Below are 14,738 nucleotides of genomic sequence, written 5' to 3' on the forward strand. Positions count from 1 at the left end.
TCACGATCCGGTCGCCGTTTCGTGATCGGATGATGGTTGCGGGCTATTAATTAGGCTCCTATCGAGTGTCGATGGCACCCTCGCAAGCCTTCATCCACGGCGAAATCGGCCGGCTGGTGACGCGCCTCGCCCGCCTCTGGCGGCGCGAATCGGACCAGGCGCTGTCCGACCACGGCCTGTCCTATGCGACGGCGATTCCGCTGCTGGTGTTGTCGCGCCAGGGCGAGAATTTGCGTCAAGGCGTCCTTGCCGACGAGCTCGGCATCGAAGGGCCATCGCTGGTCCGGCTGATCGACCTGCTCGAGGCCGAAGGCCTGGTCGAGCGCCGGGACGACCCGACCGACCGGCGTGCCAAGACGCTCCATTTGACGAAAGCAGGCGAGGCCAAGGTTGAGGAAACCAACCGCGTCCTGCGGCGGGTGCGGGCGAGCCTGCTCAAGGATATCGCGCCCGAGGAACTTGCGATAACCTTCGGGACGCTTCAGCGCATCGAACAGCGGGTCGGCCGGTTGCAGCACGCCAAGGCCGCTCCAGAGGCGAAGTAGCATGCGCGCAGATGAGCCGTTCCTGGTCCGCCACGCGGACCTGATTTTTGCTTTGAAGACGTTTGCCGCGTCGATGCTGGCGCTCGTCATCGCGCTTGCGATGGACCTGCCGCGGCCCTATTGGGCGATGGCGACCGTCTATATCACCTCGCAACCGCTCGCGGGCGCCACTAGTTCGAAGGCGTTCTTCCGCGTCATGGGGACGCTCGTCGGGGCGATCATGACGGTGGTGCTGGTGCCGAACCTGATCAATGCGCCAGAGTTGCTGTGCCTCGCCATTGCGCTCTGGGTCGGGCTCTGCCTCTATCTGTCGCTGCTCGACGGCACGCCGCGCAGCTATATCTTCATGCTGGCCGGATACACCGTCGCGCTGATCGGTTTTCCCTCGGTATCCGAGCCCGGAGCGATCTTCGACACCGCGGTTGCCCGGCTGGAGGAGATCTCGCTCGGCATCATCTGCGCCAGCCTGGTTTCGACCATCGTGTTTCCCCGCAGCGTCGCCCCGGCCGTGGCCCACCGCGTCGACAGCTGGCTGGAGGACGCGCGCCGCCTCAGCCAGGCCGTGTTGTTGCGCGAGGGCACCAACGAGAGCCGCCGCGGCAAACGCCTCAAGCTCGCGACCGACATCGTCGACATCGACACGCTCTCGACCCATCTTGCCTATGATCGCCTGACCGACCGCAACGCCGTGACCGGCCTCGGCGAGATCCGGCTCAGGATGCTGACATTGCTGCCGGTGATCGCTTCGATCGAGGACCGCCTGGCTGCGCTGGGCGAGGATGCGCTGCGGCGGCAGCCCGAGCTGAAACGGTTGCTGGAAGATCTCGCGCAATGGATCGTGAGCGACGTCAGTGCGCGGCAGCCGGCCGAACGGATCCGTGGGGTGATCACACAGCAGCAGGCAGGGCTGGACGACAGCGCTTCCTGGGAGCGGATCATCATCACCAGCCTGCTGTTGCGGCTGCGCGATCTGGTTGACCTGTCGCGCGACTGCCGCGCGCTGACCGAGGCCATCGGCGAAGGCCGCAGCGTGTCCACTATCGATCTCGCCTTCCATTCCGAAGCCGGCGCCGCGCCGGTGCGCCACAGGGATCGCGGCCTGGCGCTCTGGTCAGCGGCGGGCGCTGCTGCCGCCATCCTGATCTGCTGCGCCTTCTGGATCGGCACGGGCTGGCCGGATGGCGCCTCCGCGCCGATGATGGCGGCGGTTGCATGCTCGTTCTTCGCGGCCCAGGACGAGCCCGCCCGTTTCATCCGCGCCTTCGGCCTGTGGTCGCTGGTCGCCATCGTGGTCGTCGCGATCTATCTGTTCGCGCTGGTGCCCGCGATCTCCCATATCGAGGTCCTGATCGTCGCCCTGGCGCCGCCCTTCCTGCTGTATGGCCTTCTGATCGCGCGGCCGGCCACGGCGGGCACCGGCATGGCGCTCGCAGCGAACACTGCGACGCTGCTGGCGCTGCAATCGACCTACATCGCGGATTTTGCCTCCTACGCCAATTCTGCGGTCGCCTTCTTCGTCGGCGTCCTCATCGCCGAACTGGTGACGCGGATCGCGCGCGGAGTCGGGGCGGAATGGATCGCCAATCGCCTGGTGTTGTCGGGCTGGATCACGATCGCGATTGCCGCCGAACGGCGGGGCAAGCGCGACCGCGCCGAGTTCGCGGGCCTGATGCTGCACCGTCTCGGGCTCCTGGTGCAGCGCATCGCTTTCGTCTCCGAGAGCGATCGCCGCGACGCCGACAGCCTCGTGCAGCTCCGCATCGGCATCAACATCATCGATCTGCGCCGCGCGCGTTACGGGCTGGCCGCATCGACCATTTCCGTCATCGACGACATGCTCGACCAGCTCGCCATCGCCTGCCGCAACTATGCGGGTGGCGGCATGCCGCGCGAGCTCCTGACCAGCGTCGACCGGGCGCTGGCCCAGGCGGTGCAGGATCCGCATGACAGCGCGCGCGAAGATGCCCTGATCGGCCTTGTCGGGATCAGGCGCGGTCTGTTCCCGGACGCGCCGGCTTACCGGTCGCGTACAGATGCGAGTGCGGCGGCATGAGATATGTGATCGACATTTACGGCGTGCTGGTGCCGGCGCTGCTGCTCTGGATCATCCTCGCCTATGTGCTGAGCGCGCTCCTGCGCCGGCTCATGCAGCGCTACGACCTCTACCGCCTGGTCTGGCATCGCGCGCTATTTGATTTTGCTGTTTTCGTCTGCCTGCTCGGCGGCGTCGTCTATCTCTCGGAGGTTCTCACATGAAAGGAAATCTTGCCTGGCTTGGCCGGCTTGCCGTGACCATCGTCGCTGTGATCGCCGCGATCGGCGTCGGCCGCGAGCTCTGGGTCTATTACATGGAATCGCCCTGGACGCGCGACGGGCGCGTCCGCGCCGACGTCGTGCAGGTCGCGCCCGACGTCTCCGGCTTCGTCACCGAGGTGCTGGTCAAGGACAACCAGAAGGTCCATCGCGGCGACGTGCTGTTCCGGATCGATCGCGAGCGGTTTGCGCTGGCGCTGCGGCAGGCCGATGCGTCCGTGGCCGGACACCAGGCGACGCTGGATCAGGCCAATGCCGATCTGAAGCGCTACACCGCGCTGACGACGGACGCAGTGTCGCAGCAGAAGCAGGAGCAGGTCCTGGCGACCCAGCTTCAGGCCAAGGCGGCCTTTGATGCCGCGGTGGCCGATCGCGCCGTCGCTCAGCTCAATCTCGACCGCAGCGAGGTCCGCGCCTCCGTGAACGGCGTAATCACCAACATGGATCTGCGCCCCGGCGCTTACGTCACGGCGGGCAGGGGCGTGATGGCGCTGGTCGACAGCGATACGCTGCATGTCGAAGGCTATTTCGAGGAGACGAAGCTTGCGCGCATCCGCACTGGGGACAAGGCGCTGGTTCGCCTGATGGGCGAGAAGGGGACGCTCACAGGTCACGTCGAGAGCATCGCCGCCGGCATCGAGGACCGCGACCGCGCCGAAGGCGCGAGCCTGCTCGCCAACGTCAATCCCACCTTCAGCTGGGTGCGGCTCGCCCAGCGCGTGCCCGTGCGCATCGCGCTCGATCCGGCGCAGGACAACGTGTCACTGGTGGCGGGACGTTCGGCGACGGTGGAGGTAGTGAACTAGGCCGCGACCTCCGGCGCCGAGCCATAGCCTGATTGGGGCGAGTTGGACGAAGGCCGGGCTCCGGCTTCAATTTCGATCCAGAATCTCGCGAACCTTCAGCGCCAGTCTTGCCTGAGTAATCGGCTTTTCGAGGAGGTCTACACCCTCATCAAGGCGTCCATGGTGAACGACGGCGTTGCGCGAGTAACCGGTCATGTAGAGAATCCTGAGATCCGGTCTAATCTCCTGCGAGCGTCTTCCCAACTCGCGTCCATTGATCCCGGGCATGACCACATCGGTCAGAAGGAGATCAACGGGCTGGTTGTCCTGCAATAGAATTGTGAGGGCCGCCTGCGCGCTGCCGGCAGACAAGACGCGATAATTGAGATCGCGCAGCACCTCCGAAACGTAGCCCCTCAGATCCGGATCATCTTCGACGACGAGAATGGTTTCGACGGAGGCCCCCTCCAGGATGCGTTCGTCATCATCGCTCAAAGCCGGCTGTGGACCGTTGCCGGCGTAGCGGGGGAAATACATCCTGATGCTGGTGCCTTCTCCCACCTCGCTGTAGATTTTCACGTGTCCGCCTGACTGTTTCACGAAGCCATAGACCTGGCTCAATCCAAGGCCGGTTCCCTGGCCCGGCTCCTTGGTCGTGAAGAAGGGCTCGAATGCATGATCTCGGACTTCCGGACTCATGCCGGAGCCGGTGTCACTGACGCAGAGGACGACATACTGGCCCACGGTGAGCTCGGGGTTGGTGCGTGAATAATCTTCGTCGGCAGAGACGTTTGTTGCCTCTATGGTCAGCTTTCCGCCATTCGGCATCGCGTCGCGGGCATTGATCGCCAGATTGACGATCGTCGATTCCAGATGATTGACGTCCGCCTCGATCTGCCAGAGGCCGGCGCCGCCGACGGTTTGCACTTCGATGCGTTCACCCAGCGTGCGCTGAAGGAATTCCTGCAGGCCATTGAGGAAGCTGTTGAGGTTGATCGGTTTCGGGTCGAGCGCTTGGCGACGCGAGAAGGCGAGCAGCCGACTGGTCAGTGCCGCTGCCCTTTGAGCGCCGCGCTTCGCGTTGGCCAACGCGCGATGGAGGTTCGGCCCTCCGATATTGCGGCTGCTGCGCTCGGCGTTCTCGAGATTGCCGAGGACGATCATGAGAAGATTGTTGAAGTCGTGCGCAATGCCGCCGCTCAGCTGTCCGATCGCTTCGAGCTTTTGCGAGGCGACGAGCTGTTCCTGGACGCGTTGAAGCTCGTCCTGAGCCTGCTTGCGCTCGGTGAGGTCGCGCGTGACCTTGGCAAAGCCGACAATCGCACCGCTCTCGTCGGAAATCCGATCGATCACCACCGAAGCCCAGAAGCGCGTGCCGTCCTTTCGCATGCGCCAGCCCTCGGCTTCGAATCGACCTTTTTCGGCGGCCTCTGCCAAGGCCGCCTTTGGCACTCCCTTGTCGAGGTCCTCGGGCGTGTAGAACGTGCTGAAATGCCGGCCGATGATCTCTTCCGGACGATACCCCTTGATGCGCTGGGCCCCGGGGTTCCAGGTCGCAACATGGCCGGACGAATCCAGCTGGAAAATGGCGTAATCGACCACAGCTTCGATGAGCCGGCGATAGCGTCGTTCGCTTTCCACGAGGTCGTCATGGGCCTGCTGCCGCTCCGTTATGTCGCGCGTGACCTTCGCAAACCCGATCAGCTCGCCGCCTTCGGCGCGTATCGCGTCGAGAACCACGAGCGCCCAAAAGCGGCTCCCATCCTTTCTGACCCGCCATCCCTCGGAGGCGAAGCGCCCCGTCGCGGCAGCAATTGCCAACGCCTTTATCGGCAAATCCTTTTCTCGATCTTCCGGTGTGTAAAAGATCGAGAAGGATTTCCCGATGGCCTCATCGGCAGCATAACCTTTGAGGCGCTCAGCTCCCTTATTCCAGCTGCGGATCACGCCGTCGGCGTCCAGCATGAAGATGGCGTAATCTACAATGGCATTGATCAGCAATTCGAGGCTCGGGGAGCCCGGGGCAGCAACGGTTTTCATACCGAAAGGAACTCAGAGTGCGGGCTGAAGTAACGTCGGACTTTGAAGAACGTTCCCAAAGAGAGCCCTTTGATCTGCCTCGTTACGCTCTGCAGAGTTTCGAGGTTCTAGCAAATTACTGACATCGCGCACTGATCCAAACCCGCTCGCCGGTCGTATCTCAGGCCGGAGGTCCTGATGGAACGCGACCAGATTCTGCGATTTCCCTGCCCCGATCATGGCCTGTCATCCCAGGAGTGTGCCTCCGAGGTCACGAGGCTTGCTGACCAGTTGGAATCAGCACTTGCCGGTGGGGAAGAGGGGTACGCCCAGCAACTCGCGCGGATTGAGAGAGCAAGCCTTCTGCTGAACGACATGAGCCGCTTGGTGTCGCGGGGACGCGACAGGCAGCGGGCGACGGAGGCATTCGAACAAATTATGCGTTCACTCGCCGAATTGCGCTCCAAGTTATAAAAGGAGGCGTATTGACCACCTCCGGCGGACGGCGAACGGACGGCGGGCGCAGGTGCTTTGCGCGATCGGAGTTCGCTCTGCTCAGCCGACGCGATACGCCTTGAACTTCTCGCGCAGCGCCGATTTGAGCACCTTGCCGGTGCCGGTCATCGGGAATTCGTCGAGGAATTCGACCGCATCGGGCATCCACCAGCTCGCGATCTTGGGACGCATATGCTCGAGCAGAGTCTTGCCGTCCACCGTCGCGCCCTTCTTGCGGACGACGAGGAGCAGGGGGCGCTCCTGCCATTTCTCGTGGGCGATGGCGACGACGGCGGCCTGCAGCACGTCGGGATGCGACAGCGCGACGTCCTCGAGCTGGATCGAGGAGATCCATTCGCCGCCCGACTTGATTACGTCCTTGGAGCGGTCGGTGAGGGTGACGTGACCGTGCCGGTCGATCACGGCCATGTCGCCGGTGATCAGCCAACCGTCGCGGTCGAGGCCTTCGTTGAGCTTCATGTAGCCGGAGGCGACCCAAGGGCCGCGGGCGCGCAGATGGCCGACGGTCTTGCCGTCGCGCGGCAACTCGGCGCCGGCATCGTCGACGATGCGCAAGGTCGTGCCGAAGCACGCACGGCCCGAGATCTGGCGCCGGTCGAAGAATTCGGTTTCGCTGAGATGCTCCGAGCCCGGCCGCAAGCCGGGCATCGAGCAGCCCAGCGCTTCCGTCATGCCCCAGGCCTGGATGTAGTCGACATGATATTCGCGCTTGAGCTTCTCGACCATCGCGCGCGGCGGCGCCGAGCCCGACGACAGCGTCGCGCGCAGGTTGGAGAATTTGTTGCCGGTGCGGCCAAGCCAATCGAGCAGGATCAGCCAGAAGCTCGGCACGCCCGCCGCGAGCGTGACCTTCTCGCCCTCCAACAGCTCATAGAGCTTGTCGGGCTCGTAATTGCGGCCGGGCAGCACCAGCTTCGAGCCGGTATAGGGCGCGGAGAACGGCATGTTCCAGCCATTGCCGTGGAATAGCGGCGCCATCGGCATCATCACCTCGCGCACGCCCTCGCGATGTCCGGGAATGAAGTCGAAGTTGCAGCAGGTCATGGTCTGCAGGATCGCGGCGCGGTGCGAATAGATCACGCCCTTGGGATTGCCCGTCGTGCCCGAGGTGTAGCAGATGGTGGAGGCGGATTTCTCGTCGAACTCCGGCCAGGCGAAGCCGGCCTCGCTCTCCTTGTCGAGAAGCTCCTCAAAGCAATGCACGTTCGCAAGCTTCGTCTCCGGCATGCGTTCGCGCGATGACATCATCACATAGGCTTCGATCGTCTTGAGCTGCGGCGCGATCGCCTCGACGATCGGCAGCGTGGCGCGGTCGATGAAGAGGAGACGGTCCTCGGCGTGGTTGATGATGTAGACGAGCTGGTCGGGAAACAGCCGCGGATTGACCGTGTGCAGCACGTAGCCCATGCCCGGCGCCGCGTAGAACATCTCGAAATGGCGGTGCGTATTCCAGGCGAGCGTGCCGACGCGGTCGCCTGGTCTCATGCCGAGCCGCTTCAGCGCCAGCGCTATGCGCTTGATGCGCGGATGCGCCTCGGCATAGGTATAGCGATGGATGTCGCCCTCGATCTCGCGCGCGACGATCTCCGCCTCGCCGTGATAATCGGCGGCATATTGGATCAGGCCGCTGATCAGGAGCGGCATGTCCATCATCAATCCCTGCATTGTCCCCTCCGAAAGGTCTTGCGCCCTGGAAATGTGACACGTTGCGTTCGTGCTTGCGTGCAAACGTAGCGGAACGTCGCGTGACGTCCACGCAAAAAGCGACGGGCATGATTGCGTGCGTGACTTTTTCGGGGCTAACTGGCGTGAGTTGCCGCCGAAGCAGCGGGCCGCCTGGAGGAGATCGATGTCAGCGGAAAGACACAAGACCGGTGCCGCCGGCGCGCCTAAGATCGACATCGACGCGTTGCGTGCGCGCTATCGCGACGAGCGCGACCTGCGTCTGCGTTCCGAAGGCAAGGCGCAATATGTCGAGGTCACAGGCGGCTTTGCCCGCTATCTCGACGATCCCTGGGCCTATCCTGGCTTTGCGCGCGCGCCGGTCAGCGAAGACACCGAGGTCGTCATCGTCGGCGGTGGCTTTGGCGGCTTGCTGTGCGGTGCGCGTCTGCGCGCGGCCGGCATCGCCGATTTCCGCATCGTGGAAAAGGCCGCTGATTTCGGCGGCACCTGGTACTGGAATCGCTATCCAGGCGCCGCCTGCGACACCGAGAGCTACATCTATCTGCCGCTGCTGGAAGAGACCGGCTACATGCCGGTGCGCAAATATGCGCGCGCGCCGGAGATCTACGAGCACTCGCGCCGCATCGGTCGTCACTTCGACCTCTACGAGCGCGCGCTGTTTCAGACCGTCATCTCGCGCATGAAATGGCAGGAGCAGGACGGACGCTGGCTGGTCGAGACCGATCGCGGCGATCGGATCCGCGCGCGCTTCGTCATTCTCGCCGGAGGCCCGCTCAGTCGGCCGAAGCTGCCGGGCATTCCCGGCATCGAGAGCTTCAGGGGACACAGCTTCCATACCAGCCGCTGGGATTACGCCTACACCGGCGGCAATTCGGAGGGCGGTCTCGACGGTCTTGCCGACAAGCGCGTCGGCATCATCGGTACCGGCGCGACATCAGTGCAATGCGTGCCGCATCTTGGCCGCTCGGCGAAGCAGCTCTTCGTGTTTCAGCGCACGCCGTCGGCGATCGGCGTGCGCGACGACCGGCCGACGGACCCGTCGTGGGCGGAGAGCCTGAAGCCGGGCTGGCAGCGCGAGCGGATGGACAATTTCACCGCGGTGATTTCGGGCGAGCCGTTCGAGCAGGATCTGGTGCAGGACGGCTGGACCGGTCTGCTCGGCGAGATCCTGCTCGCGCCGCGCCGTCAGCCGCATCAGGTGACCTCGATGGAGGAGGCGCTGAAGGTGATCGAGCAGGCCGACTATCGCAAGATGGACGAGATCCGGGCCCGCGTCGACGCCGTCGTCAAGGACGAGGCGACCGCGGCAGCGCTCAAGCCCTGGTACAAGGCGTTCTGCAAGCGGCCCTGCTTTCACGACGAATATCTCGACACCTTCAACCGCCCCAACGTGCATCTGGTCGATACCAGGGGCAGGGGCGTCGAACGCATCACGGAGAATGCGGTTATCGTCGACGGCAAGGCCTACGAGCTCGACTGTCTGATCTATGCCAGCGGTTTCGAGGTCGGCACCGACTATGCGCGCCGCATGGGGTTTGAAGTCTACGGCCGCGACGGCATCAGCCTGTCCGAACGCTGGCGCGATGGCGTCAAGACCATGCACGGCTTCTACAGCCGCGGCTTCCCGAATTGCTTCCTGATCGTAACCGTGCAGGCCGGCCAGAGCGCCAACTTCCCGCACATCATCGACGAGCAGTCGCAGCACATTGCCTATGTCATATCAGAGGCGCGCAAGCGTGGGGCAAGGACGCTGGAGCCGACGCTCGCGGCCGAGAACGCCTGGGTCGACGAGGTCGTCAAGGCCGCGGTCGGGCGCCAGACCTATCTCGCCGAATGCACGCCCGGCTACTACAACAATGAGGGCGTGTTCGATCCGATCGCGGCGCGCAACAGCCAGTATTGGCGCGGGCCGATGGCGTTCCTGCGCCTGCTTGCCAAATGGCGGAAGCAGGGCGATCTGGACGGACTGGAATTGACCTTCGGGGCGGCCGCGAACACCGAGGGCACCCCGGTTCCAGCCTAACCGTCAGGACCCGGCGCCCCCCAGGAGCAACGCCGCTCTCCCTCATCGTCGGCGATCCGGAGCGACGACAAGCGTTTGAGTCATGTCAAGCGCATTGCTTGCATTGATTGCATTGGTCGGGGCTTGAGCTGATAGGGCCGCCGTAGGATCATGCCGGCGCGCGAGCCGGTCGCGTAAAATCGACGGAAGGGACCACGGAATGACCAAGGGCAGGACCATTGCTGCGGCAACGATCGGCGCGGCGGCGCTACTGGTGTCGCTCGCCGAGGTGGCCGATGCCGCCCAATGCGGCAACGGCCCCGGCGGCTTCGAGGCCTGGAAACGCGAATTCAGCGCGGAGGCCCAGGGCAAAGGCATCGGCCAGACCGCGATCTCGGCCCTGATGCAGACCAATTACGCCACCGCCACCATCAATGCCGACCGCAGCCAGCACAGTTTTTCGCTCTCGCTCGATCAGTTTTTGGCCAAGCGCGGCGCCGCCACCATCGTGGCGCGAGGCCGTTCGCTGAAGCAGTCGCAGGCCGCGATGTTCGCTTCGATCGAGCAGCGTTATGGCGTGCCGCCGGGGCCGTTGATCGCGATCTGGGGCATGGAGACCGGTTTCGGCAGCCAGCGCGGCAACCAGAACATGCTCTCGTCGATTGCGACGCTCGCCTATGATTGTCGCCGTCCCGAATTCTTCACCGAGCAGCTCTATGCGGCGCTGAAGCTGGTCGATCGCGGCGTGCTGTCGGGAGCAACCCGCGGCTCGATGCATGGCGAGGTCGGCCAGACCCAGTTCATGCCCAAGAACATTCTGGCCTACGGCACCGGCAATCTCGACGTCGCCGCCAATGCGCTGAGCTCGACCGCGAACTTCCTCAAGGCCAATGGCTGGCGTGCGGGAGCCGGTTACCAGCCGGGCGAGCCGAATTTCGCCGCCATCCAGGCGTGGAATGCGGCAGGTGTCTACCAGAAGGCCATCGCACTGATGGGGCGGCAGATCGACGGGGGCGGCGGGACGGCGGCGGCGCGCTGAGGCGCTCCGCAAGGCGTGACCACCGATCTTCGAGAAAGTTGTTGCATTCAGGAACCGACGGCACGAGGTTTGCTTAGATCAAGTTCAGGGCTGGGCATGAGGAGACTCGACATGGCTACCCAGATCGTGATGGACCAGACCGGCGACACACGCCACGAGTTTGATCCAGAAAATGCCGAAGCGTTGGCGCGGGCCGAACAACGCTTTCGGGAGCTGACCGGCGCGGGCTTTACCGCCGCGTACCGGACCGGGCCCGGCGAAGTCACTCGTATCAAATCGTTCGACCCGACCGCGCGGGAAACGCTGTTCTATCCCCGCCTTGTCGGCGGTTGATCTGAACGGTTCATGATCGCGGTCTTCAGGCTTCGCGCGCCCGCGCGAGCGCGCCTGCACGCGCTCCGCGAGCTCTACCGGCGCTTCTTCGGCGAGAACACGCCGGAAGCGCGCGGCCGTCGGCTGTTGTCCGAATGGCTGTCGGAGGAGCAACGCACGCAATTCGAGCAGCACCGGCATTTCGACGTGATCGGTTGCGACAGCGGCAAGCGCTATCGCATCCACTACGGCACGGCCGCCAACGTCCACGAGATCGACGAGGCCGGGATCGCAACGATGGGGTGGTGCTTCGTCCCCTCAGGCTTTCTCGTGCCGGGTGACGTCATGCTGGCGCAAAAGATCGCGCTCGAGACGGACGAGAAGGGTGCGCTGGCGCTCGCCAACCGGTTTCCGCCGGCTACGCACTCGGAACACTTCTACCGGCGGCCATTCTAACGAGCGGAGCGCCGGACCGTAGGTCAGGAGTGCGTGGTGCGGTAGGCATCCAGCGCGTGCGCGGCGAAAACGCCGATGCTGCAAAGCACGAGGAAAACCGAGATCAGTTCGATCATAGCTCATCCTCCCCTAGCGGCTGGGCGAGGAGATGCTGGCAGCTTGCATACTCGTAGATGAGGGCGAGGAAGAATTGCATGACGCACGTCCCTGTATGATTTTGACAACGACTTAACCCGGCGTCTGTTTCCGGCGTGTTTCGTCGAGCCAGGAAAGGGGTTTCGCGGGGAACCGGGACCTAGCCTGCGAGCGGCTAAACCGCTACATCGCATCGGCAATCCATCCATTCGGCCGTGCGCAACGCGGGCGGTACATCACTTTTCGAGGCAAATCATGGCCCAGGTCGCCTGGTTCGACGATCTCACCGTCGGCATGCGTTTCAAATCTCCGGAGGTCGAGGTCACCGAGGCCGACATCAAGCGCTTTGCCGCCGAGTTTGACCCGCAGCCGATGCATCTTGACCACGAGGCCGCCAAGGCCACCCTGTTCAATGGCCTGGCGGCTTCGGGTTGGCACACCGCGGCGATCGCCATGAACCTTGCGATCCAGACCCGTCCGTTCGGTCCGCACCCGTTGATCGGCGCCGGCGTCGACGGGCTGCGCTGGATGATCCCGGTGCGGCCGAATGACCGCCTGCATCTGGTCGGCGAGGTCATGAGCCTGACGCCGTCGAAGTCGAAGCCGCAAGGCATCGCGCTGGTGAAGTGGACGATGTTCAACCAGAACGGCGAGGAGGTTTACACCTTCACCCCGATTGCGATCGTGCCGCGGCGGGCGTAGTTCACTTCGTTCGCCGGCGGCCGGTACGGCCGGCCGGAGGCCTTGCGGCATGCGGAGGGAGGTGGTCAGCTTGGCGTGGGGAAACGCTGGAGGCTGACATGAAACGAATTTGCCTTGCCGCTGCGCTGTTCGCCGGGGCCTTGATTGGCGGGCCCGCGCTCGCGCAACAATCCAAGGTCGGCGACTGGACCATCGAGAAGCGCACCCAGGACACCCACTGCAATGCCAGCCGCGGCTACAAGGACAAGGACGACGAGAACCGCGACTACGTCATCGTCATCACCTATTCGGACAAGGCCATCGTGATCGTGATGATCTATGACGGCTGGGAGTGGAACAAGGTCGGCGAGATCCTGCGCGCCGACGTCGGCACCGATGATGCCGACATCATGGCGAAGGCGAAATGGGAGGTCATGGACAAGACCACCATCCGCGGCATCTTCGAATACGATCAGTCGATCATGGATCGCCTGTCGAAGGCCAAGCGCCTCACGCTCGATTTCGAGGATGACGACGACGACAGCATCGAGATGCAGATCCCGCGCGCCGGCGAGGCGCTTGCCGCGCTGAAATTCTGCGAGGAGAACCGGAAATAAATCGCCGCTGTCGCCGATATTGGCAGGCAGGACTTGAGCAAGAGGCGACGGCAACAGCGAGATGGCGCGTGACACGCCGCACACAGCCCGATCGCTGTTCGCATTAATCCTAGTCTTTGGCGAAAACGTCCAAGCCGCATCCTGCGGTTGACGTTACCCAGGGACGATGGTCGAGATTGCCGCATTTTTTCCTGACGTTTTCTCGTCGGCGACGACAGGCGGCCGGTCTGTCGTCGTCAGCCTCAAGACCGCATCGCTCGGCCGATGACGATTCCTGAGGCGAACAGGTTCTCCTCGCTCGTCGGCGAGATCTACGACGCGGCAGTCGATCCCGCGCGGCGAGGGGCCGCCCTGGAGCAGGTCGCTCATTTCATCGGCGGTTCGGCCGTGACCATTCTCTCGCGCGACGCAGCCCGGCTCTCGATCGAAATCCACCAGCATTACGGCTTGGACTCCCGCTTCCGCGAGCTCTACCGGGACCGGTATGTCGAGCTCGATCCTTTGCTGGATCGCCATCTCGATCCTGCGGTCGAACAGACCATCGGCGTGGCCGACGTGATGCCCTATTCCGACTTCGTCGCCACGAGCTTCTACCGCGAATGGGTGGAACCGCAAGGCGCCGTCGACCTCGCGACCGTTACGCTGGAGCGATCGCGCGCGCGCACGACGATTCTGCAGGTGATGCGCGGCAGGGCGCGCGGAACCGTCGATGATGCGATGCGCGAGCGCATGCGGTTGATTGCGCCGCACATCCAGCGCTCCCGCGTCATGAGCAGGCAGATCAGGGCCCGCTCGCACATCGTGGCCGACCTTGCCGAGGTCCTTGACCGCCTGAGCACGGCGATCTGCCTGTTCGACGCGGAGGGACGGGTCGTGCACGCCAACGCGGCCTGCCGGCAAGTGCTTGCTGACGGCAATCTGCTCGCGATCGCAGGCGATCGCATCGTCGCCCGTAACACCCAAGCCGACAAGATATTCCGCAGCCTGTTCGATGTCGGCGTCGACGACGGAACCGGTTCATCAGGTCGCCGCAAGATCGAGCTCATGACGTCGACCGACGGCCAGCACTATCTGGCCCATTCCTTTTCGCTGACGCACGAACGCAGCCTGCAACGCGACGGCGTTGCGACCGTGCTGTTCCTGCAGAAGGCCGCGATGGCGCCTCAACTCGCAACGGCGGCGATTGGCGCAGCATTCAGGCTGACACCGTCCGAACTGCGCGTGCTGATGGCCATCGTCGAGCTCGGCGGAGTTCCCGATATCGCGGCACGGCTCGGAATTGCCGAGACGACGGTGAAGACTCATCTTGGTCGCCTGTTCGAGAAGACCGGCGCCGGCAGGCAGGCGGACCTCGTGAAGATCGCAGCCGGCTTCGCCGCACCCTTCGCGCAGCAGGCCGATCCGAATGATCTCGTGTGACCCAATTCACATCGCGCGCCGCGCGATTGCACCATCTCAATCTCTTGTGAAGAGCTGCCTGCATTCGTCCTCCGAACGCATGACGCTTGTCATGTGACACTTTCGTATAGGCGATTTCCGGAGCGGCAAGGGCAATGCGCCACCACCACAATGCGCGGCACCGAGTACGCGTGCGGGGAAACGACAGCGCGTGGCCGCGCCTGCTCGTCGATT

The 14,738-nt window shown here is 64.0% G+C and carries 14 protein-coding genes; 12 read left to right on the plus strand and 2 right to left on the minus strand.

Going from position 1 to position 14,738, the window contains the following annotated elements; translation table 11 throughout:
• Positions 1 to 71: 71 nt before the first annotated feature.
• From G8O24_RS17360 to G8O24_RS17375, 4 genes are read left to right on the plus strand one after another with little or no spacing between them, the layout of a single operon-like run.
• Positions 72 to 545 carry a MarR family winged helix-turn-helix transcriptional regulator gene (locus G8O24_RS17360; protein ID WP_188101311.1) on the plus strand — a complete coding sequence of 158 codons (474 nt, stop codon included), beginning with the start codon at positions 72 to 74 and terminating at the stop codon, positions 543 to 545.
• Between the two features lies 1 nt (position 546).
• Positions 547 to 2,598 carry an FUSC family protein gene (locus G8O24_RS17365; protein ID WP_188101313.1) on the plus strand — a complete coding sequence of 684 codons (2,052 nt, stop codon included), beginning with the start codon at positions 547 to 549 and terminating at the stop codon, positions 2,596 to 2,598.
• Positions 2,595 to 2,801, plus strand: a complete 207-nt coding sequence (locus G8O24_RS17370) for a DUF1656 domain-containing protein (protein WP_188101315.1) — start codon at positions 2,595 to 2,597, stop codon at positions 2,799 to 2,801. The genes G8O24_RS17365 and G8O24_RS17370 overlap by 4 nt, the downstream gene beginning before the upstream one ends.
• Positions 2,798 to 3,664, plus strand: a complete 867-nt coding sequence (locus G8O24_RS17375; RefSeq protein ID WP_188101317.1) for an efflux RND transporter periplasmic adaptor subunit — start codon at positions 2,798 to 2,800, stop codon at positions 3,662 to 3,664. The genes G8O24_RS17370 and G8O24_RS17375 overlap by 4 nt, the downstream gene beginning before the upstream one ends.
• Positions 3,665 to 3,730: 66 nt before the next feature.
• Here the strand turns inward: G8O24_RS17375 and G8O24_RS17380 are convergent, their stop codons facing one another.
• Positions 3,731 to 5,683: a hybrid sensor histidine kinase/response regulator gene (locus G8O24_RS17380; protein WP_188101319.1), complete on the minus strand. Its 1,953-nt coding sequence runs from the start codon at positions 5,681 to 5,683 to the stop codon at positions 3,731 to 3,733.
• Positions 5,684 to 5,860: 177 nt separating this feature from the next.
• Between G8O24_RS17380 and G8O24_RS17385 the strand changes: the two genes are divergently transcribed.
• Positions 5,861 to 6,136: a hypothetical protein gene (locus tag G8O24_RS17385; protein ID WP_188101320.1), complete on the plus strand. Its 276-nt coding sequence runs from the start codon at positions 5,861 to 5,863 to the stop codon at positions 6,134 to 6,136.
• Positions 6,137 to 6,217: 81 nt separating this feature from the next.
• Here G8O24_RS17385 and G8O24_RS17390 read toward each other — a convergent pair whose 3' ends face one another.
• On the minus strand, positions 6,218 to 7,843 hold the full coding sequence (locus tag G8O24_RS17390) for a long-chain fatty acid--CoA ligase (protein ID WP_188101322.1): 1,626 nt from the start codon (positions 7,841 to 7,843) through the stop codon (positions 6,218 to 6,220).
• Positions 7,844 to 8,027: 184 nt separating this feature from the next.
• Between G8O24_RS17390 and G8O24_RS17395 the strand changes: the two genes are divergently transcribed.
• From G8O24_RS17395 to G8O24_RS17425, 7 genes are all read left to right on the plus strand, one after another.
• Positions 8,028 to 9,887, plus strand: coding sequence for a flavin-containing monooxygenase (locus G8O24_RS17395; RefSeq protein ID WP_188101323.1), 1,860 nt, complete (start codon positions 8,028 to 8,030; stop codon positions 9,885 to 9,887).
• A 199-nt stretch (positions 9,888 to 10,086) separates the two neighbouring features.
• Entirely contained in the window at positions 10,087 to 10,905 is an 819-nt protein-coding gene (locus G8O24_RS17400) for a lytic murein transglycosylase (protein WP_188101325.1), read from the plus strand.
• Positions 10,906 to 11,016: 111 nt separating this feature from the next.
• Positions 11,017 to 11,238, plus strand: a complete 222-nt coding sequence (locus G8O24_RS17405) for a hypothetical protein (RefSeq protein ID WP_027532266.1) — start codon at positions 11,017 to 11,019, stop codon at positions 11,236 to 11,238.
• A 12-nt stretch (positions 11,239 to 11,250) separates the two neighbouring features.
• Positions 11,251 to 11,673, plus strand: coding sequence for a hypothetical protein (locus tag G8O24_RS17410; protein ID WP_188101327.1), 423 nt, complete (start codon positions 11,251 to 11,253; stop codon positions 11,671 to 11,673).
• A gap of 390 nt (positions 11,674 to 12,063) precedes the next feature.
• Entirely contained in the window at positions 12,064 to 12,510 is a 447-nt protein-coding gene (locus G8O24_RS17415; RefSeq protein ID WP_188101329.1) for a MaoC family dehydratase, read from the plus strand.
• Between the two features lie 98 nt (positions 12,511 to 12,608).
• Complete coding sequence (locus tag G8O24_RS17420; protein ID WP_188101332.1) at positions 12,609 to 13,106, plus strand: hypothetical protein; 498 nt, start codon at positions 12,609 to 12,611, stop codon at positions 13,104 to 13,106.
• A 264-nt stretch (positions 13,107 to 13,370) separates the two neighbouring features.
• Positions 13,371 to 14,525: a helix-turn-helix transcriptional regulator gene (locus tag G8O24_RS17425; protein WP_188101333.1), complete on the plus strand. Its 1,155-nt coding sequence runs from the start codon at positions 13,371 to 13,373 to the stop codon at positions 14,523 to 14,525.
• Positions 14,526 to 14,738: the final 213 nt, after the last annotated feature.

The organism is Bradyrhizobium campsiandrae (assembly GCF_014529705.1).
Taxonomy (GTDB): domain Bacteria; phylum Pseudomonadota; class Alphaproteobacteria; order Rhizobiales; family Xanthobacteraceae; genus Bradyrhizobium; species Bradyrhizobium campsiandrae.